General features: G+C 62.4%; 24 protein-coding genes. 8 read left to right on the top strand and 16 right to left on the bottom strand.

From position 1 onward, the window contains the following. Positions 1-113 precede the first annotated feature (113 nt). The 3 genes from metF (at position 114) to AB4O23_RS06120 (ending at position 3,978) form a co-directional block, all read left to right on the top strand. The gene (gene metF, locus AB4O23_RS06130; protein WP_017531008.1) at positions 114-959 is read left to right on the top strand and encodes a methylenetetrahydrofolate reductase [NAD(P)H]; all 846 of its coding nucleotides are present in this window, start codon (positions 114-116) and stop codon (positions 957-959) included. Positions 960-1,078: 119 nt separating this feature from the next. Continuing rightward, positions 1,079-1,870, top strand: coding sequence for a substrate-binding periplasmic protein (locus AB4O23_RS06125; protein WP_017531007.1), 792 nt, complete (start codon positions 1,079-1,081; stop codon positions 1,868-1,870). A gap of 221 nt (positions 1,871-2,091) precedes the next feature. After that, positions 2,092-3,978, top strand: coding sequence for a DEAD/DEAH box helicase (locus AB4O23_RS06120; RefSeq protein ID WP_017531006.1), 1,887 nt, complete (start codon positions 2,092-2,094; stop codon positions 3,976-3,978). Between the two features lie 62 nt (positions 3,979-4,040). Here the strand turns inward: AB4O23_RS06120 and AB4O23_RS06115 are convergent, their stop codons facing one another. After that, positions 4,041-4,412 (bottom strand): nuclear transport factor 2 family protein, encoded by a 372-nt coding sequence (locus tag AB4O23_RS06115; RefSeq protein WP_017531005.1) that lies wholly within the window; start codon positions 4,410-4,412, stop codon positions 4,041-4,043. Positions 4,413-4,529: 117 nt separating this feature from the next. Here AB4O23_RS06115 and AB4O23_RS06110 point away from each other — a divergent pair, with 117 nt between their 5' ends. After that, on the top strand, positions 4,530-5,477 hold the full coding sequence (locus tag AB4O23_RS06110) for a LysR substrate-binding domain-containing protein (RefSeq protein WP_068938106.1): 948 nt from the start codon (positions 4,530-4,532) through the stop codon (positions 5,475-5,477). Here the strand turns inward: AB4O23_RS06110 and AB4O23_RS06105 are convergent, their stop codons facing one another. Both AB4O23_RS06105 and AB4O23_RS06100 read right to left on the bottom strand, forming a co-directional pair. After that, entirely contained in the window at positions 5,478-6,056 is a 579-nt protein-coding gene (locus tag AB4O23_RS06105; RefSeq protein ID WP_305393829.1) for a YceI family protein, read from the bottom strand. It lies immediately after the preceding gene. A 32-nt stretch (positions 6,057-6,088) separates the two neighbouring features. Further along, a complete protein-coding gene (locus AB4O23_RS06100; RefSeq protein ID WP_017531002.1) occupies positions 6,089-6,640 on the bottom strand; it encodes a cytochrome b in 552 nt (183 codons plus the stop codon). A 272-nt stretch (positions 6,641-6,912) separates the two neighbouring features. On the opposite strand from AB4O23_RS06100, the gene AB4O23_RS06095 reads away from it, so the two are divergent. Continuing rightward, complete coding sequence (locus tag AB4O23_RS06095) at positions 6,913-8,319, top strand: adenosylmethionine--8-amino-7-oxononanoate transaminase (RefSeq protein WP_460062604.1); 1,407 nt, start codon at positions 6,913-6,915, stop codon at positions 8,317-8,319. 32 nt (positions 8,320-8,351) lie between these two features. Then, the gene (locus AB4O23_RS06090; protein ID WP_065879331.1) at positions 8,352-9,071 is read left to right on the top strand and encodes a 16S rRNA (uracil(1498)-N(3))-methyltransferase; all 720 of its coding nucleotides are present in this window, start codon (positions 8,352-8,354) and stop codon (positions 9,069-9,071) included. A gap of 68 nt (positions 9,072-9,139) precedes the next feature. Here the strand turns inward: AB4O23_RS06090 and AB4O23_RS06085 are convergent, their stop codons facing one another. Genes AB4O23_RS06085 through AB4O23_RS06075 form a run of 3 tightly spaced genes read right to left on the bottom strand, consistent with a single transcriptional unit; the run spans position 9,140 to position 11,670 of the window. Beyond that, complete coding sequence (locus AB4O23_RS06085) at positions 9,140-10,042, bottom strand: transporter substrate-binding domain-containing protein (RefSeq protein ID WP_137220011.1); 903 nt, start codon at positions 10,040-10,042, stop codon at positions 9,140-9,142. A gap of 25 nt (positions 10,043-10,067) precedes the next feature. Continuing rightward, a complete protein-coding gene (locus tag AB4O23_RS06080) occupies positions 10,068-10,418 on the bottom strand; it encodes a RidA family protein (RefSeq protein ID WP_137220012.1) in 351 nt (116 codons plus the stop codon). A 10-nt stretch (positions 10,419-10,428) separates the two neighbouring features. Continuing rightward, positions 10,429-11,670, bottom strand: a complete 1,242-nt coding sequence (locus AB4O23_RS06075) for a D-amino acid dehydrogenase (protein ID WP_460062600.1) — start codon at positions 11,668-11,670, stop codon at positions 10,429-10,431. 108 nt (positions 11,671-11,778) lie between these two features. Between AB4O23_RS06075 and AB4O23_RS06070 the strand changes: the two genes are divergently transcribed. Next, positions 11,779-12,681 carry a LysR family transcriptional regulator gene (locus tag AB4O23_RS06070; protein ID WP_017530996.1) on the top strand — a complete coding sequence of 301 codons (903 nt, stop codon included), beginning with the start codon at positions 11,779-11,781 and terminating at the stop codon, positions 12,679-12,681. Positions 12,682-12,724: 43 nt separating this feature from the next. Here AB4O23_RS06070 and trhA read toward each other — a convergent pair whose 3' ends face one another. Next, positions 12,725-13,342, bottom strand: coding sequence for a PAQR family membrane homeostasis protein TrhA (gene trhA / locus AB4O23_RS06065; protein ID WP_460062597.1), 618 nt, complete (start codon positions 13,340-13,342; stop codon positions 12,725-12,727). 144 nt (positions 13,343-13,486) lie between these two features. Here trhA and AB4O23_RS06060 point away from each other — a divergent pair, with 144 nt between their 5' ends. Next, complete coding sequence (locus tag AB4O23_RS06060; protein ID WP_017530994.1) at positions 13,487-14,407, top strand: LysR family transcriptional regulator; 921 nt, start codon at positions 13,487-13,489, stop codon at positions 14,405-14,407. Between the two features lie 29 nt (positions 14,408-14,436). Here the strand turns inward: AB4O23_RS06060 and madM are convergent, their stop codons facing one another. The 9 genes from madM to mdcA form a co-directional block, all read right to left on the bottom strand. Further along, the gene (madM, locus tag AB4O23_RS06055; protein WP_026067508.1) at positions 14,437-15,201 is read right to left on the bottom strand and encodes a malonate transporter subunit MadM; all 765 of its coding nucleotides are present in this window, start codon (positions 15,199-15,201) and stop codon (positions 14,437-14,439) included. 5 nt (positions 15,202-15,206) lie between these two features. Beyond that, positions 15,207-15,599, bottom strand: coding sequence for a malonate transporter subunit MadL (gene madL / locus AB4O23_RS06050; RefSeq protein ID WP_065879327.1), 393 nt, complete (start codon positions 15,597-15,599; stop codon positions 15,207-15,209). A 67-nt stretch (positions 15,600-15,666) separates the two neighbouring features. After that, a complete protein-coding gene (gene mdcH, locus AB4O23_RS06045) occupies positions 15,667-16,566 on the bottom strand; it encodes a malonate decarboxylase subunit epsilon (RefSeq protein WP_017530991.1) in 900 nt (299 codons plus the stop codon). After that, positions 16,563-17,159 carry a malonate decarboxylase holo-ACP synthase gene (locus AB4O23_RS06040; protein ID WP_065879326.1) on the bottom strand — a complete coding sequence of 199 codons (597 nt, stop codon included), beginning with the start codon at positions 17,157-17,159 and terminating at the stop codon, positions 16,563-16,565. Before AB4O23_RS06040 ends, mdcH begins: the two co-directional genes overlap by 4 nt. After that, entirely contained in the window at positions 17,153-17,911 is a 759-nt protein-coding gene (mdcE, locus tag AB4O23_RS06035; RefSeq protein ID WP_017530989.1) for a biotin-independent malonate decarboxylase subunit gamma, read from the bottom strand. The genes AB4O23_RS06040 and mdcE overlap by 7 nt, the downstream gene beginning before the upstream one ends. Beyond that, positions 17,908-18,750, bottom strand: coding sequence for a biotin-independent malonate decarboxylase subunit beta (locus AB4O23_RS06030; RefSeq protein WP_460062592.1), 843 nt, complete (start codon positions 18,748-18,750; stop codon positions 17,908-17,910). The genes mdcE and AB4O23_RS06030 overlap by 4 nt, the downstream gene beginning before the upstream one ends. Continuing rightward, on the bottom strand, positions 18,743-19,042 hold the full coding sequence (locus tag AB4O23_RS06025) for a malonate decarboxylase subunit delta (RefSeq protein ID WP_014720312.1): 300 nt from the start codon (positions 19,040-19,042) through the stop codon (positions 18,743-18,745). Before AB4O23_RS06025 ends, AB4O23_RS06030 begins: the two co-directional genes overlap by 8 nt. After that, the gene (locus AB4O23_RS06020) at positions 19,042-19,875 is read right to left on the bottom strand and encodes a triphosphoribosyl-dephospho-CoA synthase (RefSeq protein WP_017530987.1); all 834 of its coding nucleotides are present in this window, start codon (positions 19,873-19,875) and stop codon (positions 19,042-19,044) included. Before AB4O23_RS06020 ends, AB4O23_RS06025 begins: the two co-directional genes overlap by 1 nt. Beyond that, the gene (mdcA, locus tag AB4O23_RS06015; protein ID WP_065879323.1) at positions 19,876-21,546 is read right to left on the bottom strand and encodes a malonate decarboxylase subunit alpha; all 1,671 of its coding nucleotides are present in this window, start codon (positions 21,544-21,546) and stop codon (positions 19,876-19,878) included. It lies immediately after the preceding gene. Positions 21,547-21,841: the final 295 nt, after the last annotated feature.

Below are 21,841 nucleotides of genomic sequence, written 5' to 3'. Positions count from 1 at the left end.
GGCGGAGTGTCAGTTGTTAATTTATGTCGACTGACACGACCCTTCGCGAGCAAGCCCGCTCCCACATTGACGGTGAACACTTTCCGGTTTTTTGAGTTTCCAAGGATACGACCATGTCCCAAGACCGTCGCTACAGCTTCGAGTTCTTCCCGACCAAGACCGATGCTGGGCATGAAAAACTGATGGCGACTGCCAAGCAGTTGGCCAGCTACCAACCCGACTTCTTTTCCTGCACCTACGGCGCCGGCGGTTCGACCCGTGACCGCACGATCAACACCGTGTTGCAGTTGGAAAGCGAAGTCAAAGTTCCCGCCGCTCCGCATTTATCCTGCGTGGGCGACAGCAAGGCCGACCTGCGCGGCCTGCTGACTCAATACAAGGCAGCCGGCATCAAGCGCATCGTCGCCCTGCGTGGCGACCTGCCGTCCGGCATGGGCATGGCCAGCGGCGAGTTGCGCTACGCCAATGACCTGGTGAGCTTCATCCGCGAAGAAAGCGGCGACCACTTTCATATCGAAGTAGCAGCCTATCCGGAGATGCATCCCCAGGCGCGTAACTTCGAAGAAGACCTGAAGAATTTCGTGCGCAAGGCCAACGCCGGCGCCGACAGTGCGATCACGCAGTACTTCTTCAACGCCGACAGTTACTTCTATTTCGTCGAGCGTGTGCGGGCACTGGGTGTGAATATCCCGATCGTGCCGGGCATCATGCCAATCACCAACTACAGCAAGCTGGCACGTTTTTCCGATGCCTGCGGCGCCGAAATCCCACGCTGGGTACGCAAGCAACTGGAAGCCTACGGCGACGACGTCAAGAGCATCCAGGCATTCGGCGAACAGGTCATCAGCGAAATGTGCGAGCGCCTGCTGCAAGGCGGCGCGCCAGGGTTGCACTTTTATACCCTGAACCAGGCTGAGCCGAGCCTTGCTATCTGGAACAACCTCAAGCTGCCCCGCTGAGGCTTGCCCTGCGGTACCCGGGCCCTCGTCAATACGAGGGCCTTTTTATTTGCGCGCCCTCGCCCGCACAGGCGTGCGCCAGAGCTTCTCTTTAGCGCAGCGGCGTCGTAACCTCAGGCATGCCCGTCATCCTGAAGTTATTGACCGCTGCCCTTTTCACTTGCCTGAGCCTGGCCGCTTATGGCGAGAAATTGCGCATTGTCACCGAGCCCTGGGCGCCGTATGTGTATGACGAGCAGGGCGTCATGCATGGGCTGGACTATGAAGCCACGGTGATCGTGTTCCAGCGCCTTGGCGTAGAGGTGCAATGGCAATTCCTTCCCTGGAAGCGTTGCCTGGCCATGCTTGAGCAAGGCCAGGCCGACGGCGCGCTGGATATTTTCCACAGCCACGACCGCGACGCTTTGTTGCTGTACCCCAGCGAACCGCTGTCAGAGGTCGAGTTTGTGCTGTTCTATGCCAACGCGCGCCCTCACCTGGCCCGCCGCCTCGACGACCTGCAAGGCCTGTCGGTGGGCACCTCGCCGGGCTACCTGTATGGCGCGCCTTTCAGCGATTCCACATTGTTCAAGCGTGAGCCGGCACCCAGTCACGAGGCGAACTTCGGCAAATTGCTGCTGGGGCGCATTGACCTGGTCATTACCGACCGGCGGGTCGGCCAGCATGTGATCAAGGCCATGGGCCTGGAGGGTATGGTCAGCCAGGCGCCGATCGTTATCAGCCGCCAGCAGCAATACCTCGCCGTGCGCCGTGGCGCGGGCATGGACCTGCTGGCGCAACGCTTCGCCGCCGAACTCAAACGCTTTAAACAGGAACCGGCCTACGCCATCTTGAGTGAAAAATATGGCGCAATCCCCGATATTACGGCCTCAGGACACACCGTTGAGCAGCAGGAAAGCAGCGCACAGTGATTGCTCTGTTATACTCCGGCCTTTCCGCCAGGCTCACGCCCGGCCGCTGAGGTCTTGAAAAAGGCACCCAACCCCGCTACAGCGCAGCTTTCAGCCCGCGCGAGCCGGTGGAGTGCCCGCCAGGCGCAGCAGGACCGGACGGGGTTGCGCTCCCCTAAGCGCCATTCACGCCCGGCAAGATTATCCCTTTGGGCCAAGCCCTAACTAAAACAGGATTACTCATGTCCTTTGCTTCCCTCGGTCTCTCCGAGGCTTTAGTCCGCGCCATCGAGGCAGCGGGCTATACCGAGCCTACTCCGGTGCAACAGCGGGCCATTCCCGCCGTGTTGCAAGGTCGCGACCTCATGGTTGCGGCTCAGACAGGTACTGGTAAAACCGGCGGTTTCGCCCTCCCGATCCTGGAGCGGTTGTTCCCCAACGGTCACCCGGACAAATCCCAGCGTCACGGCCCGCGCCAACCGCGCGTACTGGTCCTGACCCCAACCCGCGAACTGGCCGCCCAGGTGCATGACAGCTTCAAGCTGTACGCCCGCGACTTGAAGTTCGTCAGCGCCTGCATCTTCGGCGGCGTCGGCATGAACCCGCAGGTTCAGGCCATGTCCCGTGGTGTTGACGTGCTGGTAGCGTGCCCCGGTCGTTTGCTCGACCTGTGCGGCCAAGGCAGCGTCGATTTGTCCCACGTGGAAATCCTCGTGCTGGACGAAGCCGACCGCATGCTCGACATGGGCTTTGTCCATGACGTGAAAAAGGTCCTCGCCCGCCTGCCGGCCAAACGTCAGAACCTGCTGTTCTCGGCAACGTTCTCCCAGGACATCACCGCCCTGGCCGGCAAGCTGCTGCACAACCCGGAACGCATCGAAGTCACGCCGCCGAACACCACGGTCGAGCGTATCGAACAACGCGTCTTCCGCCTGGCCGCCAGCCACAAGCGCTCGTTGCTGGCCCACCTGATTACCCATGGCGCGTGGGAGCAGGTATTGGTGTTCACCCGCACCAAGCACGGCGCCAACCGCCTGGCCGAATACCTGGACAAACACGGCCTCACCGCCGTCGCCATCCACGGCAACAAGAGCCAGAACGCACGCACCAAAGCCCTGGCCGACTTCAAGGCCGGTTCCGTGCGTATCCTGGTGGCCACCGACATCGCCGCCCGCGGCCTGGATATCGACCAGCTGCCGCACGTGGTCAACTTCGAGCTGCCGAACGTCGATGAAGACTATGTGCACCGTATCGGCCGTACCGGCCGTGCCGGTCGTTCGGGTGAAGCCATCTCCCTGGTAGCCCCGGACGAAGAAAAACTGCTCAAAAGCATCGAGCGCATGACCAAGCAGAAAATCGCCGACGGCGACCTGATGGGCTTCGATGCCAGCGCGGTAGAGGCCGAGAAGCCTGAAGTACGCGAACGTCCCGATGTGCGTAACCCACGCAACCCACGCGGGCCGAAGGGCGATGGCCCGAACGGCGGCGGTGGTGGCGGTGGTCGTCGCGACAAGGGCAAAGACAAGGGCGGCAAAGACAAAGCGCCAACCAACGGCCGTGGCGAACGCCCAGCCCGTGAGCAGAAACCACGCGAAGGCACCCCGGCACGCGAACAGCGCCAGCCGAGCCAGCCGCCACGCGCAGCCGCCGACCGCGCGCCGGACGAGTTCCTCGACGACGACGTGGATAACTTCGGTAACCGCGTTGACTACGTGCCCCAGGCCAAACCGGCACAGGGCCGTGGTCGTCGTCCAGGCGCACCGGCACAGGGCGCAGGCGCCGCGGCACCACGCAGCGGCCAGCCTCAGGGCGCTCGTCAGAACGGCCCACGCAACAGCAGCGGCGGCACCACCGGTACGCCACCTGCCAAACGCAGCGGCCCGCGTAACGGCGCACCGCGTGACGGCCAGGCTCGTCGCGAAGATTCGCGCAGCAACAACCGCCGTCCGGCCCGTGACGACCAGCCTCGTTCGTCCGAGCCAGCGGTGCAGAACCCGCGCGGCGGCCCAGCCCCCAAAATCATCCACAAGGAGTCGAAAGCCGACCGCTTCCCGACACCCGAGCAACTGGATCAGTTGCCAGGCCGTCCTCGTGGTGAAAAACCAGCGCTGCTGACCCGCAACCGCTGAGTTTTTCCATACAAAAAACGCCCCGACTGTTTGGGGCGTTTTTGTATGCGGCGCTTGGCTTATTAAGCCGTTACTTCACCGGCCTTGTGAAAGAGTTTGGCAAAGATCATCCAGCGCCCCTCCACTTTCATCAAGTTCAAGTAGTCCACCATCAGGTTATTGAACAAGCGCAAACGTACTTTGACCATGGCCATTTCCGGCGACATCACGTCAATCATCAACACTTCATCAAGTTGCGGAAAACCGCCGGCCCGCGGCGATTCACGCCCCTCAACCATGCTCCGGTATTCCTCGAACGGTCGAACCACCACCACTGAATTCTGCGCGCTGTATAACACGCAGCCACGATGGAATACGTGATCGAACTTTTTCAAGTCCTGGGTTTGTAAGACATTAAAGTAGTCTTTCAGAAACGCTTGAATTTCCTCAATCATGAGCACAACTCCGAGAACGGTGTTAGTTGAATAAATAACTTCGCGCCATTATCGGTAGCCCACTCGTTTCAGGTATAGCGGCTATTATTAGGCTTTTACGTGAAAGGAATTCACCTATTGAAACTCCCTCCCCTCGCGGCGTTACGTGCCTTCGAGGCCTTGGCCAGGCTGGGCAAGGTGAACCTGGCCGCGCTCGAACTGCACGTCACCCACAGTGCCGTCAGCCATCAAATCCGCTCGCTTGAAGAGTATTTGGGCCTGGCGCTGGTCATTCGCAGCAAACGCTCGCTGACGTTGACTGATGAGGGCCGCGTGTATGCCTACCAGATCAGACAGGCACTGGGCGAGATCGCCGGGGTAACCGAAAAGTTATTGGCGAAAACCAAACACCCGCAGTTAACCGTTTCAGTATTGCCCTCCTATGCCATGCATTGGTTACTCCCGCGTTTACATGACTTCAGGGCCGCTCACCCCGAGTTGCACCTGAGACTGGATTCAAGCATGGAGTTCAGCCATTTCGGGCAAGGCCCACTCGATGGCGCGATCCGCTTCGGCCACGGCCAGTGGCCGGATGTGCATTGCGAGGCTTTGATGGGGGATTCGTTGCTGGTGGTCGCCGCGCGCGACTTCAACCACGGCGTCCTGCCGGACACGGCGCAAGCCGTCCTCGAGCTGCCGCTGTTGCACGCCAGTGAAAGCTGGCCCATCTGGCTTGGCGCCGCTGGCGTGGAAGGGGTACGCCCTCACGCTTCGCTGGAGTTCACCGACTCCACGTTAATGCTCGAAGCCGTCAGGCTTGGGCACGGCGTCGCACTGACCCGACGCTCGATTGCCCATGGGCTGCTTCAACGCGGGGAGTTGGTCAAGCTGACAGAGGTCGAGCCGGCGCACGCCTCACGCTACTACCTGGTGTGGCCTGCCGGCCGCAAACCTTCGGCAGCGCTGAGCGATCTGCATCACTGGCTCAAGAACCAGATCGCCCTCTATCAAGACAGCCTGGCATCCTGCACACAGCAAAACGCCGACCCTGAGGTCGGCGCTTTGACAGTAACGCAGAGAAGCTGATTACTTCTGCTTCACGCCTTCCAGCGAGATGTCCAGGTCAACGGTCTGCGAGGACGGACCTGGGCCTTTGATGCCGAAGTCGTTCAGGTTAACGGTGGTCTTGGCGTTGAAGCCGGCACGTTCGCCGCCCCATGGGTCCTTGCCTTCACCGTTGAAGGTGGCCTTGAAGACCACTGGCTTGGTGACGCCGTGGAAGGTCAGGTCGCCGGTCACGTCAGCAGTTTTCTCACCGGTGGATTTAACCGCGGTGGATACGAACTTGGCGTCAGCGAACTTGGCGACGTCCAGGAAGTCCTTGCTGGCGATGTGCTTGTCACGTTCTGCGTGGTTGGACCACAGGCTGGCGGTTTTCACGTCGACTGCGATTTTGCTGGCTTCAGGCTTGGCGGCATCCCAGCTGAAGGTGCCATCCCAATCCTTGAAGGTACCGTGGATGTAGCTGTAGCCCAGGTGGCTGATTTTCCAGTCGATGAAGGCGTGCTGGCCTTCTTTGTCGATCTTGTAGTCAGCGGCCATTACCTGGCCTGCCGACAGCAGCGCGGTACCGATTGCCAGAGCAGCGAGGGTCTTTTTCAACATGCTTTCTATTCCTTGTGAGTCGAGGTTGAACATCAGGCTTTGCGCCCCAGCATTCGCGTAAGGGTCGCATCGCGATCGATAAAGTGGTGTTTCAACGCAGCCACGCCGTGCAAGCCGGCGAAGACCACCAACACCCAGGCGAGATACAAATGCACCACGCCGGCGGTGTCTGCCTGGTCCGGTAGACCGGAAACCACGGCGGGAATTTCAAACAAGCCAAACACCGGGATACCGACACCGTCGGCGGTGGAAATCAGGTAACCGGCAATCATCACTGCAAACAGCCCGAGGTACAGGAACCCATGGCCGAATGCCGCGCCGATCCGGGTCAAGCGACTGTAGCTGGCCAATGGCGGCGGCGGTGGGCTGACCAGCCGCCAGACAATGCGCACCAGCATGATCGCAAACAGCGTAATGCCGATGCTCTTGTGCAGGTCCGGCGCGTCTTTGCGCCAGGCGCTGTAGTAGTCCAGGCCAACCATCCACAGGCCCAGGGCAAACAGGCCAACCACCACCAGGGCCACGCCCCAGTGCAAAACCATACTGACCCAGCCATAGCGGGCCGGTGAATTGCGTAACTGCATGAACTTAATCCCGAAAGAGCTGCGCCAAGACTAGCGGTTTACCTATCGAATTAAAGCGGAAAATTTCGCTTTGAAATATCGAGAAATGTGATCTTGAGGGTATGAACAGTAAATTAACCAATGATTAAGGACTATCCAGAAGAAACGTGACAGTCCGTCCTGTGTTTACTGCCAATTCATGCGTAATGGGTTGTGACACAGCCGTCCATTGCATAGGCTTGCGCGATTGTTTCACCTGCGCCGCCCGCAGGACCGCTTCGAGGAGATCACCGATGGGCTTGAACAACCAGTGGATGCAACGCGACCTCGCGGTGCTGTGGCATCCCTGCACCCAGATGAAAGACCACCAGCAACTGCCGCTGATCCCGATCAAGCGCGGCGAAGGCGTCTGGCTGGAAGACTTCGAAGGCAAGCGCTACCTCGATGCCGTCAGTTCCTGGTGGGTCAACGTCTTCGGGCATGCCAACCCGCGCATCAACCAGCGCATCAAGGACCAGGTCGACCAACTGGAACACGTGATCCTCGCCGGCTTCAGCCACCAACCGGTGATCGAGTTGTCCGAACGCCTGGTCGCGATGACCCCCGAGGGCCTGACCCGCTGCTTCTATGCCGATAACGGCTCGTCGTGCATCGAAGTCGCGCTGAAGATGAGCTTCCACTACTGGCTCAACCGCGGCCTGCCGAACAAAAAGCGCTTCGTCACGTTAACCAACAGCTACCACGGCGAAACCATCGCCGCGATGTCGGTGGGTGACGTGCCGCTGTTTACCGAGACCTACAAGGCGCTGCTGCTCGACACCATTAAAGTGCCGAGCCCCGATTGCTACCTGCGCCCCGAAGGCGTGAGCTGGGAAGAACATTCGCGCACCCTGTTCCAGGTCATGGAACAGACCCTGGCGGACAACCACGACAGCGTCGCCGCCGTGATCGTCGAACCGCTGATCCAGGGCGCCGGTGGCATGCGCATGTACCACCCGGTCTACCTAAAGCTGCTGCGCGAAGCCTGCGACCGCTACGGCGTGCACCTGATCCACGACGAAATCGCCGTGGGCTTCGGCCGCACCGGCAGCATGTTCGCCTGTGAACAGGCCGGTATTCGTCCGGACTTCCTGTGCCTGTCCAAGGCCCTGACGGGCGGCTACTTGCCACTGGCGGCGGTGGTTACCACCGATGATGTCTACGACGCGTTCTACGACGACTACCCGACCCTGCGCGCCTTCCTGCATTCCCACAGCTACACCGGCAACCCGCTGGCGTGCGCGGCGGCTTTGGCGACCCTGGATATTTTCGAAGAAGACAACGTCATCGAAAACAACAAGGCCCTGGCCCAGCGCATGGCCACGGCCACCGCGCATCTGGTCGATCATCCGCATGTGTCTGAAGTGCGCCAGACCGGCATGGTGCTGGCCATCGAGATGGTCCAGGACAAGGCCACCAAGGCCGCCTACCCATGGCAGGAACGCCGTGGCCTCAAGGTGTTCGAGCATGCCTTGGAGCGCGGCGCCCTGTTGCGCCCGTTGGGCAGCGTGGTGTATTTCCTGCCGCCGTATGTGATTACGCCGGAGCAGATCGACTTCTTGGCGCAAGTTGCCAGTGAAGGCATCGATATCGCGACCAACAGCAAGGTCAGCGTCGCCGTGCCAAAAGACTTCCACCCGGGCTATCGCGACCCAGGCTGATCGCTCCTACCTGAATTTTGCAGAGAACCGAAATGAGACTGTCCCGTTTTTTCACCGACACCCCACTGAGCCTCGGCGACGTTGAACTGCCCGAAGCCCAGGCGCATTACATCAGCCGCGTGCTGCGCATGGGCGAAGGTGACGCCGTGCAATTGTTTGACGGCTCCGGGCAAGAGTTTTGCGGCACGTTGCTGGAGGTCGGTAAAAAACGCGTCACCGTGCAACTGACGGAACACTTCGCAGGCCAGACCGAATCGCCGCTGCACATCCACCTCGGCCAGGGCCTGTCCAGGGGCGAGCGCATGGATTGGGCGATCCAGAAAGCCACGGAACTGGGCGTCAACGCGATCACGCCGATTTTCAGCGAGCGCTGCGAAGTGCGCCTCAAGGACGAACGCGCCGACAAACGCCTGCTGCACTGGCGCCAGGTGGCGATCAGCGCGTGCGAGCAATGCGGGCGTTCGACGGTGCCGGTGATTCACCCGCCGCTGTTGCTGGCGGACTGGCTGAAGCAGACCGAGGCCGACCTCAAGCTGGTGCTGCACCCGGTGGCCGAGCCGATGGTCAGCCATGCCAAGCCTTCGAGCCTGGCGTTCCTGATCGGTCCCGAGGGTGGGCTGACCGATAATGAAGTCCAAACCGCTCAAGACGCCGGCTACCATGCTGCTCGCCTCGGCCCGCGCGTGTTGCGCACCGAGACCGCGCCGGTAGTTGCGCTGGCAGTCGCGCAACAACTGTGGGGCGACTTCTAACCGCGCGCTGTAAACCCAATCCAAATGTGGGAGGGGGCCCCCTCCCACATTGATCGGGTTACCACTTCTTACTCCACCGGATCACTGACCGGCTTGGCAATAATTGCCTTCAACTCGCTGGTCATCGGGAATTCCAGGTTCAAGCCCTTGGGCGGAATCGGCTGTTCAAACCAGCGCTGGTAAATCCCGTTGATTTCACCGCTGCGGTACAGCTCACCGAGGGTCTCGTTGACCACCGCGAGAAACTGCGGGTCGTCCTTGCGCACCATGCAGCTGTAGATCTCGCGCGATTGCTCCTCGCCCACCACCACCCAGTGGTGCGGGTCCCTGGCCTTGGCGCGCTCGCCGTAGAGCAGTGCGTCGTCCATATAGAACGCCACCGCGCGGCCCGTCTCCAGCATCTTGAACGCCTCGCCATGGTCCTTGGCACTGATCACAAACATATTGGCCTTGTGCTCGGCGTTGTAGCTCTTGAGGAAACGTTCGTTGGTGGTCCCCGCCGTGGTCACCACGTTCTTGCCCACCAGGTCGGCAAAGCCCTTGATGCCGCTGTCCCTGGCCGTGAGCAATTGGCCCTTCACGTAAATAAAACCGTAGGAAAACGCCACCTGCTTCTGCCGCTCGGCGGTCACCCCGGTAGAGCCGCATTCCAGATCCACGGTGCCGTTCTGCACCAGCGGGATGCGGGTCTGGGAGGTCACCAGGGTGTAGTTCACCTTAAGGTTCGCGACCCCGGTTTTCTGCTGGATACGCTCGACAATCCTGCTCGCCAGGTCAACCGAATACCCCATGGGTTTGCCGCTGCTATCGCCCACATAGGAAAACGGCACCGACGCATCGCGATAACCCAGGGTGATGGACCGGGTGTTGGCTATCTTGCTCAACGTACCGTCCAGCGCCGGTTCATTCGCATGTGCCTGCGCGCCCAGCAAAAGCCCCAGGGTGCAGCTGGTCAACAGGATCTTTTTCATTGTTATTCTCCGTGGCAATGTGAAGTTATTTACGTACGGCAATCACGCTGATTTCCACCAGCACGCTGGGTCGCGCCAGCTCGGCTTGCAGGGTGGTCCGTGTGGGCGCCATCCCCGGTGTCAGCCATGCGGACCACGCTTCGTTCATCGGCGCGAAACCGCTGCCGATGTCCTTCAGGTAAATGGTCGCATTGAGCAGGTGATTCTTGTCGCTGCCCGCCTCGGCCAGCAGTGCATCGATCTTGGCCAGCACTTCGCGGGTCTGGGTCGCCATGTCCTGGCCCTCGCCCGGTACTTGGCCCGACAGGAACACCAGATCCTTGAAGGTGACGGCACCGCTGAGACGTTCATTGCTGCTGATTCGGGTAATGCTCATGGGGGCATCCTCAAGCGGCGCGGGGCGTCAGGCCCTGCATATCAATGGAAGGATTGCGCTGGCCAATCAGTTCGGCGAGCAACTGGCCGCTGCCGCAGGCCAGGGTAAAACCCAAGGCGCCGTGGCCGAGGTTCAGCCACAGGTTGCGATAGTGGCTGGCGCCGATCAGCGGCACACCGGTTGGCGTGGCCGGGCGCATACCGGCCCATTCCACTGCATGGTCATAGTCACCAGCCGTAGGAAAGGTCTCTAGAGCCTGACGTTTGATCAGCGCCAGGCGCTTGGGCTCAAGGCCGGCGTCGAAGCCGACGATATCCACCATGGCCGCGATCCGCAGTTGTTCACCGATGCGCGCGTAGACGACCTTGCGGTCGTAGTCGGTGATGCTCACGCTCGGCGCCTGGTGCCGCGCGCCGATCGGCACGCTCAGGCTGTAGCCCTTGAGCGGGTACAGCGGCAGCGCCAGGCCCGGCAGCCGCAGTTCGGCGCTGCGATGCCCCGCCGCCAATACCAGGTGCTCGACCGGCATCACCTCGTCGCCCAGCTCGATGGCCTGTACCAGCCCCCCTGCACGGCGAACGCCGGTGACCTTGCGCGCCAACACAAAGCGACAGCGCCCGGACGCCTCCAGCCGCGCCGCCAAACGCTGGCAGAAGGCATGGCAATCGGCGACTTCCTCGTTTGGCGTATAAATCCCGCCGACAAACCCACTGCCCGCCAACGCCGGCTCCAGGCGTGTGCAATCGGCGGCCGAGAGCACCTGCTGCTGCAGGATATCGGTGACTTTGCTGCGTGCATGTTTAAAGCTGCCGGCGTTGCGAAAGGTCACCAACTTGCCGTTGCGGCGCCAGTCGAAGCCGTCTAGGTAGTCGTCCTCGCGCCATTGCTGCAAAGTGCTTTGGCTCAGGGACGCCAGGCGCAGCAGGTGGCCCGCATTGCGTTGGTTCACCGAACTGCGGCAGGCACCCATGAAGGCCGCCATCCAACGCCATTGCTGCGGGTCGAGCCGTGGACGCAGCTTCAATGGCGAGTCACCGCGCAGCAGCCAGCCAAGCGCTTGCAGCGGCACGCCGGCATCCGCCAACGGCGCGACATAGCGGTAGGACAGTTGCCCGCCATTGGCGAAGCTGGTTTCGCTGCCCAGCGTGTCGCGTGCGTCGATCACCGTCACCTCATGGCCGGCCCGCACCAGCGCATACGCACTGGCCAAGCCGATAACCCCACCACCGATGATGCAAACCTGCCTGGCCATCCCAGCCCCCAGCCGTTGATTGAAGAGAAGCCAAGCGTAGGCCCAGGTGACAGGACCCCGACAATCAATAAAGATGGGCCACCTATAAACAAAGGTTATGGACTCGCCATGCGCTTGCGTCATATCGAAATCTTCCAGGCCATACGCCAGACCGGCTCCATCAGCGCCGCCGCGCAGTTGTTGCACGTGTCGCAACCGGCGGTGACCAAGGTGCTGCAACACGCCGAGCTGCAGCTGGGCTTCCCGTTGTTTTTGCGCGTGCGTGGCAAATTGCAGCCCACCCCGGAAGCCCTGGCGCTGGAAGGTGAAGTGGAGAAAGTCACCGCGAGCCTGCAAGGCGTGCGGCGCCTGGCCAAGAGCTTGCGCCGCGCACCGGGGCAAAGTGTGCGCATTGGGGCAACCCCGGCGTTGGCCCTGTCGCTGCTGCCGCCGGCGATTCTGGAGTGGAAACGCGATTACCCGGACATGGCCTGCGAGTTGTCCAGCGACCATAGCCGCGAGTTGGTGCAAAAGTTGTTGATGCGCGAGATCGACCTGGCGCTGACCCTCAACTTTTCCGGTCATCCGGGGCTTACCACCCAAACACTGGCCAACGGCGTGCTCGTGGCGCTGGCCTCCAAAGGCTATTGGCCAGACGCCGAGCTGCATCAGCCGTTGCCATTGGCCGACCTGGCGGGGGCGCCGCTGATAGGCCTGTCCAGCGCCGACCCGCTGGCGGCGAAACTCGACAGCTACCTGGAAAGTGTTGAGCCGGCGCCGAGGGTGACGATCTCGGTACAAACCTATTCGCTGGCGCGGGCGATGGTGGAGTCGGGTGCCGGTTTAACGGTGATCGACCCATTCACCGCGTTGGGCGCCTCGACGGCCACCACCTGCATCCGCCCACTCACCCCGCCGCTGCCGATCACCTTGTATGCCCTGACCCGCGCCAACGAGCCGCCGCCGCATATGTTGGCCAAGTTGCTGGAAATCTTCGGTAAGCGGGCGTGTGAGTTATTGGAGCGCCTCTAAGGACACCGTAGATCGGTGGGAGGGGGTTTGCTCCCTCCCACACTTAAAGCACGTAATGCATGATCGCCACAAAATGCAGCAGGCTGCCGCCGATCACAAACAAATGCCAGATCCCATGGGAATGCCGCAGGCGATCCTCCAAGGCAAAAAAAATGATACCGACGGTGTACAGCACACCACCCGCCGCCAGCCATGTGAACCCTGCCATACCCAGCCCGGCGATCAGCGGCTTGACCGCCACCAGCACGATCCAGCCCATCACCGCGTAAATCACGATGGACAAGATGCGCGCCTCGGAGCGCGGCTTGATCTCCTGCAAAATCCCGATCACCGCCAGCCCCCACACAATGCCGAACAACGTCCAGCCCCACGGACCGCGCAACGTCACCAGGCAAAACGGTGTGTAACTGCCGGCGATCAACAGGTAGATCGAAAAGTGATCGACCTTTTGCATAATCTCTTTTCGCCGCCCGCGCACGCTGTGGTACACGGTCGACGCGCTGTACAGCACCATCAGCGTACAGCCATAGATCGCCACGCTGACGATCTTCCAGGGGCTGCCATCCAGGCTCGCCACCACCAGCATCCACACAGCGCCAATGCACGCCGCGACTGCACCGAGCAAATGGCTCCAGGCGTTGAAGCGTTCCCCGTGATACATGTGTCACTGACCTCCTGTAACCGTTGACGGCTGGCGGCAAGCCTCCAGCCTTGCGCATCAGAGTGCAAGCGCCGTGTGACGTTCCGGCGACGCCGCACGGTTTTGCGGGCACAATCGACCGCATTCGAACAAGAGCCCACGGCCATGCTGATCGACGAAGAATTCACCCTCAAAAAGCTCGAGATCTTCCTGGCGTTCATGCGCACCGGCAACCTGGCCCGCGCCGCCGCCGAGCTGCAGACCAGCAATGTCAGCGTGCACCGCGCCATTCATTCGCTGGAAAACGCCCTGCGTTGCCCGCTGTTCAAACATGAAGGGCGTAACCTCACCCCGCTCGAAAGCGCCTACGTGCTCGAAGAGCGCGCGCAGAAACTGGTGGCCGATGTGGTCGACAGCGTGCGCCTCACTCGCGAAGCCGCTGGTTTCTCGGCTGAACGCTTCAAACTCGGCTCGCTGTATTCGCTGACGGTCAAGACCGTGCCGCAACTGATCATGGGCCTGAAGATTCGCCGCAGCGAGCTCAACATCGACCTGATCCTGGGCTCCAATTTCGACCTGCTCTACAAGCTCAAGAACATGGAAGTCGACGCGATCCTCATCTCCCTTGACGAACATGCCAACGACCCCGATTGCGAGCAGATCGCACTGTTTAGCGATGACATCTTCCTCGCCACGCCGGCCGACTCGCCCTTGGACCGCACCCAGGAAATCGATCTGGCCGAGGTGCGCGACGCCACCTTCATTACCCTCACCCAAGGCTTCGCCACCCACCAGGACGGCAACCGGGTGTTCAAGCAAGCGGGGTTCGAGCCGAAGGTGGCGATGCAGGTCAATGACATCTTCACGCTGTTGAGCATGGTCAGTTCGGGGGTGGGTTATGCACTGCTGCCGGGGCGGATTGCGGCGGTGTATGAGAACCGCGTAAAGCTGATACCGCTGCAAGCCAGGTATCGGTTGCAGCAGCATATTGGCGTGGTGTTCTTGAAGGCCAAGGAGCGTGACCCGAACTTGCTGGCGTTGTTGGCGGAGTGCCGGATGTATGCCAATCGGCAGGTGCCAGCCTGAGACTCCGCCATCGGGAGCAAGCCCCGAGGTCAGCCCACCAACCCCCGCATCAGCAGAAACAACAACGACGGCCCCAGCAGACAGCCCAGCGCCGTATAAAACGCCGCCGTCAAACAGCCATATGGCACCAGCTTCGGATCGGTCGCCGCCAGCCCGCCCGCCACACCGCTGGAGGTGCCCATCAACCCGCCGAAAATCACCGCGCTGCGCGGGTTGTTGAGCCCAATCAGCGGCGCCACGAACGGGGTCATCACCATCACCAGAATGGCCTTGATCAACCCCGCCGCAATCGACAACGCCATCACTTCGGAACTGGCGCCAATCGCCGCGCCCGTCACCGGGCCGACGATGTAGGTGACGGCGCCCGCACCAATGGTGGTGAGGCTCACGGCATCGGTGTAACCGAACGCCATGGCCACGCCGACACCCGCCACAAACGATGAGCCAACGCCGACGAACAGCGCCAGCACCCCCACGTAGCCCGCGCGCTTGAGTTCATCGACACTGACCCCAAACGCCGTGGCGACGATGGCGAAGTCCCGCAGCATCGCGCCGCCCAACAGGCCGATACCCGACAGCAACGGAATATCCACCACACCCTTGGAGCCACCGGTAAAGGCCCCGCCCACATACGACAGCACCAGGCCCAGCAGAATGGCGATGGCCGAACCGTGCAGGCGGCCTTTGGTGAAGGTGTCGGAGATCCAGTAGGACACCCACATGGTCAGGCCGATCACCGCAAAACCGCTGATCAGGCCGTAGCCGGTGATCACTTTCATCATGGATTCGTACATGGCGATCACCCGGCGTCTTTGGTGGGAACAGCTGCACTCGGCTCACGATTGCCGATGCGCGACAGCACCGGCACCAGGGCAAAGCCCAGCACTACCGCAAGCGTACCGGCCAGAATCGCCATGGGCCCGCCGCTGATGGCGCCATACACGTTCTGCTGGGCAGCCATGGCCACCACAATCGGGATATAAATCGCGGCCCAGAAGCTCACGCCTTGCTCCGACTTACCGGTAAACAGCCCCCGTTTGGCCAGATAACTGCCCAGCCCGATCAACAGCAACATGGCGATACCTACCCCGCCGACGTTGGCCGGAATGCCCATCCATTTACCCAGCAGCTCACCAATAAACAGGCCGAACAATGTGCATAGCGCCAAAAATGCCACACCGTAAATAATCATTGTTGTTGTCCTCAAAGTGCTCGATCGAAATTGTTGTTTTTGTGCTTCGAAAGCCTCGGGTGATGCTTTATCGGTGGCGGCGCTCCTCCTCTTGCAGCAGGGCCTGCAAGGTGTCCAGGCGCGCGCCTTCGCAGGCGATCACCGTACCTTGTTCAAATACGCGCCGTGACAAACCAGTGAGCACGGCGCCCGGGGGCAGTTCGATTTGCAGGCGCACGCCGCGCTCGTAAGCGCTTTGCACGGTGCCGCGCCAGTCGACGATGCGGCACATGTTGAAGGCCAGGTCGTCGCGCAATTGCTCGGGGTTGTGGATCGGCCGCGCACGGGTACTGCTCAGGTAGGTGATGCGCGGCGTCTTGAGCGCGACGAACGCTCGGGCCAGTGCCTGGGCCGGTTGCTCCAACAGTGCGCAATGGGATGGCACGCTGACAGCCAGGCGCTTGGCGATGCCGTTGCCCTTGATGCGCTGGGCGACACGTGCCATGGCGGCGTCGCTGCCGGCGATCACGGTCTGGTTATCGGCATTGATATTGGCCAGGTATACCGGCGTTTGCGCGCTGTGGACGTCGGCGAGCAGCTGTTCGACCGTGGATAACTGCGGGCCGATAAGCGCGGTCATGCCGTAGCCCTGCGGATAAGCCTGTTGCATCAGTTCACCGCGCAGGCTGACCAGTTTGACCGCATCGACGAAGTCCAGCGCACCGGCGATCACCGCCGCCGGGTAGGCGCCGATGGACAGGCCCGCCACATAGTCCGGCGTGTGTTGCAGCAGGCGCGCATGGGCGACGCCGGCGATCAACAGGCACAGCTGAACCGCGCGGGTCGACGCCAGGGCCTGTGCGTCATCGAGCCGGCGAACGTCCTCGCCCAAGGCCTGGCTGGCTTCATCCAACACCTGGGCAGGCAATGACCGGAGCATGCCCGGCCGTTGCGCGCCCTGCCCTGGGAAGACCAGCAGGCTGCTCATGCCACCGCCTGCCAGGGGTCGAGCACAAGGTGCGCGCCGCCGGCGGTCTTGAGCAGCACCCGCCGCGAGGGGCCAGCCCACTCACGCAAGGCCACCGCGCCAAACGGGGTTTGCAGTTGCAGGTCGACCGCGCATACCGACTTGTCCAACCTCGCCAGCAGGTCTCGGGCGCTGTCGCGCGCCAGCGGCTCGGGGGCGCGCAGGATCAAATCCAGGTCACTCAAGGCATGCAGCGCTTCAATGCCGGTGGCCAGCTCAAAACCGGCGCTGCCGCTGACACCCCAGCTGGCCTGCGCCAGAACCGGCCGCAGTTGCTCCAGCGCCTGCAATGCGGGCAAAACACGGGGCGAGATCACGCCGCGCAGCGCTTCGGGCACCACACGCCGACGCACGGCGGCAATCGGCATGTGGGCGGCAAACCGCTGCTCGCGCAAACGCCCGCGCACACCCACCGCCACCTGGCCCGGCTCGGCGAGGGCGCGACGCACCACCACCGGTTGCCCGGCGCTGATCGCGTCCACCGCCCAGGCCGGAGCATCGGCGGGCAGGTGCGCCGGGGTCATGCCCCAGAGCAGGTCATGGGCGTTCACCATTGCTCCCGCAACAGCTGGCGCACGTGGCTGGAGGCGGCGCGATGAGGTGCGCCAAGGCGCCCGCTCAAATCGGTAGCGGTAATATCCTTGATCGCCGCCGCCAGGCAATCGCGGACCCGCGCCACATCCTCCGGCGTCGGTTGTTCAATCCGGCTCACCGATAAGGTCTCCCACAACAAACCTAGGCTGGCATAGCTGTCGATGTCATAGGCCATCGGCGGCACGCTGGCGGCCAGGGTTTCCAACTCTTCGACACTGCGCAAAGTCACCCGCGCGGCCGAGGCCTTGCCCATGGCGTGTACCATCACGCCGGGGTCACGCAGGGCAATCAGGCGGTTGGCCTGGTAGCCGTGGGCGAGGAACGCACCGGACATAGCCTTGCCCACCAACAGCGCAATCACCGGGTGCCCGGCCAAGCGCGCGCGAGCGTAGGCATCGGCGGCGGCGGCCAGGGCTTGATGGATACCGAGGGCTTCTTCGCGACGGCCATAGGCTTGGCTCGGCACATCGACGATGGCGATGATCGGGCGCTTGTCGCCACGGGCAATGGCTTCATCCACCGCTTTGGCCAGGCCCCAGCCTTCCAGCAAGCCGACTTCGCCATTACGTGCGCGGGGGAACCGATTGTGCTCATCCGTGACCACCGCGATAAAACGTCCTGCCTGGCCATCGGCGACTCTCAGCGAAGCCGGCAACCCTTCGACAGGCGTCGCTCCAGCGCTCAATGCGTTGAACCACTGCAAACCTCTCATGAGCGTTCTCCCTCATACAGGTCGCGAACCGTCGCCGGATCGATTTGCGCCGTGGCGTCCAATTCGGCCAGGCGCGCGAGGTACAAGTCGGCCTGCCGGCTGCGCTGCTGGGCAGGCAAGCCTTCGTGCAGCAGCGCGGTGACGGTCTGTTGGATCTGTGCCACATCGTCGGCCACATAACGGTCGGCCAGGCCACTGTTGAAGCGCTGCTCGCCGCCGGTAAGGCTCCAGATAAACGGCCGGTCACGGGAGTCGTATTCTTGCAGCCCGGCTTCCTGCTCGATCACTTGCGGGCCGTTGAGGCCCAGGCGCGCTTCGCGGGTCACCACCAGATAGCTGCATAACCCGGCCGCGATGGACATGCCGCCAAAGCAGCCAACGCTGCCCGCCACCACGCCGATCACCGGCTGGTACTGGCGCAGGTCGACAATCGCCGCATGAATATCGGCAATCGCGGCCAGGCCCAGGTTGGCTTCCTGCAAGCGCACGCCGCCGGTTTCCAGCAGCAGCACGGCGCGGGTCGGGATACCGTTGCGGTTGTCTTCGGCCGCCAGTTCCAGTGCACCGGCGATTTTGGCGCCACCCACCTCACCCAGGCTGCCGCCCTGGAAGTTACCTTCGATGGCCGCCACCACCACCGGCAAGCCGTCGATGTTGCCTTTGGCGATGATCACCCCGTCGTCAGCCTGGGGCACCACGCCCTGGCGGCTGAGCCAGGGCGACATGACGCGTTGGAACGGGTCGAGCAGTTCACGGTAGGAACCGGCGTCCAGCAAGGCCTTGGCCCGCTGGCGCGCACCGAGTTCGACAAAGCTGTGTTTGGCGAGCAAGTCAGTCATGGCCGATCTCCTCGAAACCCTGCTCCAGGCGCAAGCGCACCACGCCGGGGGTGGCGCCGAAATCGTGGATATCAATGTTCAATGCCGGTGGCGTCTGCTCCTGGAAAATTCGTTCAAACAGGTGCTGCCAGCGTTGCTGCGCGCCGTTCACCGAGGTCTGTACCTGGATGGTCAGCGTGCCGGGCGTGCCCGGCTCCAGCAGCACTTCCAGGTCGCCCGAGCCGACGCAACCCACCAGCGCACGGCCTTTGGGCGGTTGCCCGGCGGGGAATTCAAAGGACAAGGTTTCCATCACAACGCTCCGTCGAGGCGGTCGATAAACAGGCAGGCGGCCAACAGGTCGGCGGCGCCACCGGGGGAGGCATTCAGGGCCAAGAGTTGGTTGTCGAGTTCGTGCAACTGGCGGCGACCGGCCAGGGTCGCGCTGCCGCCGGCGTCGAGCACCGCTTGAGCGCCGTGTTGCATCGCCCGCAGGCCGTCGGTGCCGGCGCGGTAAAGCACGCAGGTGTCGGCCAGCTCGGTCATGATCGCCAGCAAGGCGTCGAGGCGAGCGTTCTGTTCACCGACGTTTTGGCGGCGGCTTTTGTGCAGTTGCGGCAGGCCGCGTTGCGTCACGGCGGGGAAGCCCAATTGCGCTTCTTCACGGGCACCGCGTGCGCCGTAGCGTTGCGCGACCTGGGCGCCGTGGCTCATTGGTTGGGGCGCATGCCGGTCGTTGAGCAGGGCTAATCTGGCGGCATTCAGCGTTATGGCGCGCGGTTGCAGGGCTGCCGCGGCGGTCAGCAGGCCAAGTGCCCAGATCGCGCCGCGATGGGTGTTCACGCCTTGGGTGGTGGTGAGCATCGCCTGCTCGCCTTCACGACCGATGCGGCCGAGGGCTTCGCGCAGCGGCAAACCGACCTCGCCGAATTCAATGGCCGCCTCGGCCATTTCCTTGAACATCGGCCATAGCGACAGCGCCGAGGCGTGCATCAGGCCCAAGTGCAAATCGCTGTGGGCGCCGTTGCCGCGACGGTCCACCAGGGCGGGTTTGGGCGACAGGTCGGCTTCGTCAATCAGTGCATCGACGGCCATATCCGCCAGGCGCTCGGCGAGGCTCAGTGAGTGCAGTTTGAGGGCGCGCATTTACCAGCTCCTGAATTTGGCGGGCGGGTTGTACAAGCCACCGGACCATTCCACCAGGTCGGCCACGCTCTTGGCGGCCAGCAACTCGCGGGTGGCGTCGGTGCGGCGGATGCCGAGGTCTTCGGGCAAGGCGATCAAGCCTTCGCGGCGCATGCGTGCGGTGTCCTTGGGGTTGTGGCGCAGGCCGATGGCGGTCACTCCGGCAACGGCGGCAATCATCGCCTGGCGCTCTCCCAGGGAGCGCGCCTTGTACAGGTAAGCGATGCCTTCTTCGGTCAGTAGGTGGGTCACGTCGTCGCCGTAGATCATGATCGGCGCCAGGGGCATGCCGCTTTTGCGCGCCACTTCGACCGCATCCAGAGTGTCGACGAAGGTGGGTTTGCCGCCTTCCTGGAAGGTTTCGACCATCTGCACCACGAGTTTTTTGCCGCGTTCGAGCAGGGCTTCGGGCGCATCGTCGTGGCGCATGTCCAGCCAGGCCGGGGTGCCGTGGCGACGGCCGCGCGGGTCGTGGCCCATGTTCGGCGCCCCCCCGAAACCGGCAAGACGGCCACGGGTCACGGTGCTGGAATGACCGTCGCCGTCGACTTGCAGGGTGGCGCCGATAAACAGGTCCACCGCGTACTGGCCGGCCAGTTGGCAAAACATGCGGTTGGAGCGCATCGAGCCGTCGCGACCGGTAAAGAACACATCCGGCCGGGCGGCGATGTAGTTTTCCATGCCCAGTTCAGTGCCGAAACAATGCACGCTTTGCACCCAACCGCTTTCAATCGCCGGGATCAGCGTGGGGTGCGGGTTGAGGGTCCAGTTGCGGCAGATCTTGCCCTTCAGGCCCAGGGACTCGCCGTAGGTGGGCAGGATCAACTCAATGGCGGCAGTGTTGAAGCCGATGCCATGGTTGAGCGATTGCACATTGTGTTTTTCGTAGATGCCACGGATCGCCATCATCGCCATCAACACGTGCACCGGTTTGATATGGCGTGGGTCACGGGTGAACAGCGGCTCGATGTAGAACGGCTTGTCGGCCACCACCACAAAATCCACCCAACTGGCGGGGATGTCGACGCGCGGCAAGTCGCTGACGTCGTCCACCAACTGGTTGACCTGCACGATGACGATGCCATCGCTGAAGGCCGCCGGCTCGATCAGCGCGGGCGAATCTTCCGTGCTGGCGCCGGTGTAGATATTGCCGGCGCGGTCGGCCATGAAACCGGCGGAAAGCACGACGTTGGGGATCAGGTCCACCACCAGGCGGGCATAGAGTTCGATGTAGGTATGGATCGCGCCGATTTCCAGCATGCCGTCTTCCAGCAACTGGCTGATGCGCAGGGATTGGGTGCCGGCGAAGGAAAAGTCCAGCTTGCGCGCGATGCCCTTTTCAAACAGGTCCAGATGCTCGGAACGCCCGACGCTGGGCATGATCATGTGCAAATCATGGAGCTTGGCGGGGTCGGCCTTGGCCAGGGAGCGAGAGAGGAAGTCGGCCTGCTTCTGGTTGTTGCCTTCCAGCACCACACGGTCGCCGGGCAGGATCAGCGCCTCAAGCGCTTCGACGATCCTGTCGCTGGGCAACACCGCGCCCTCTGCGTATTGTTTGACCAGCCCGAGCCGCCGCTGCTTCTCGTCGCGCCGCCGCGTCCAGCGCGAGTCGGGGTTTATTGTTGTTGTCATGGTCACTCCACGGGGTTTGCTGTCGTGGGGCTTACCTTAGGAGTGATTCAGGGGGCCATCAATCAAGCTCAGTAGCAGACCGTTACGCCTGGAGTAACGAAGATCGAATTGTGGGAGGGGGCTTGCTCCCGATGCCGGTGAGTCAGTCACTACATCTGGTGGCTGATCCACTGTTATCGGGAGCGAGCTCCCTCCCACATTTTGCTCAGTGGTGTTGGTGGGATAGCGGTCCCAAAGAGGGAATGATCAGCCCCTGTTCGGGACCTTTTGCGGCGAAGGGCTGACCTGCTCCAGA

The sequence above is a fragment of the Pseudomonas sp. H2_A10 genome (genome assembly GCF_054680085.1).
This window is presented reverse-complemented; position numbering and strand designations above follow the sequence as displayed.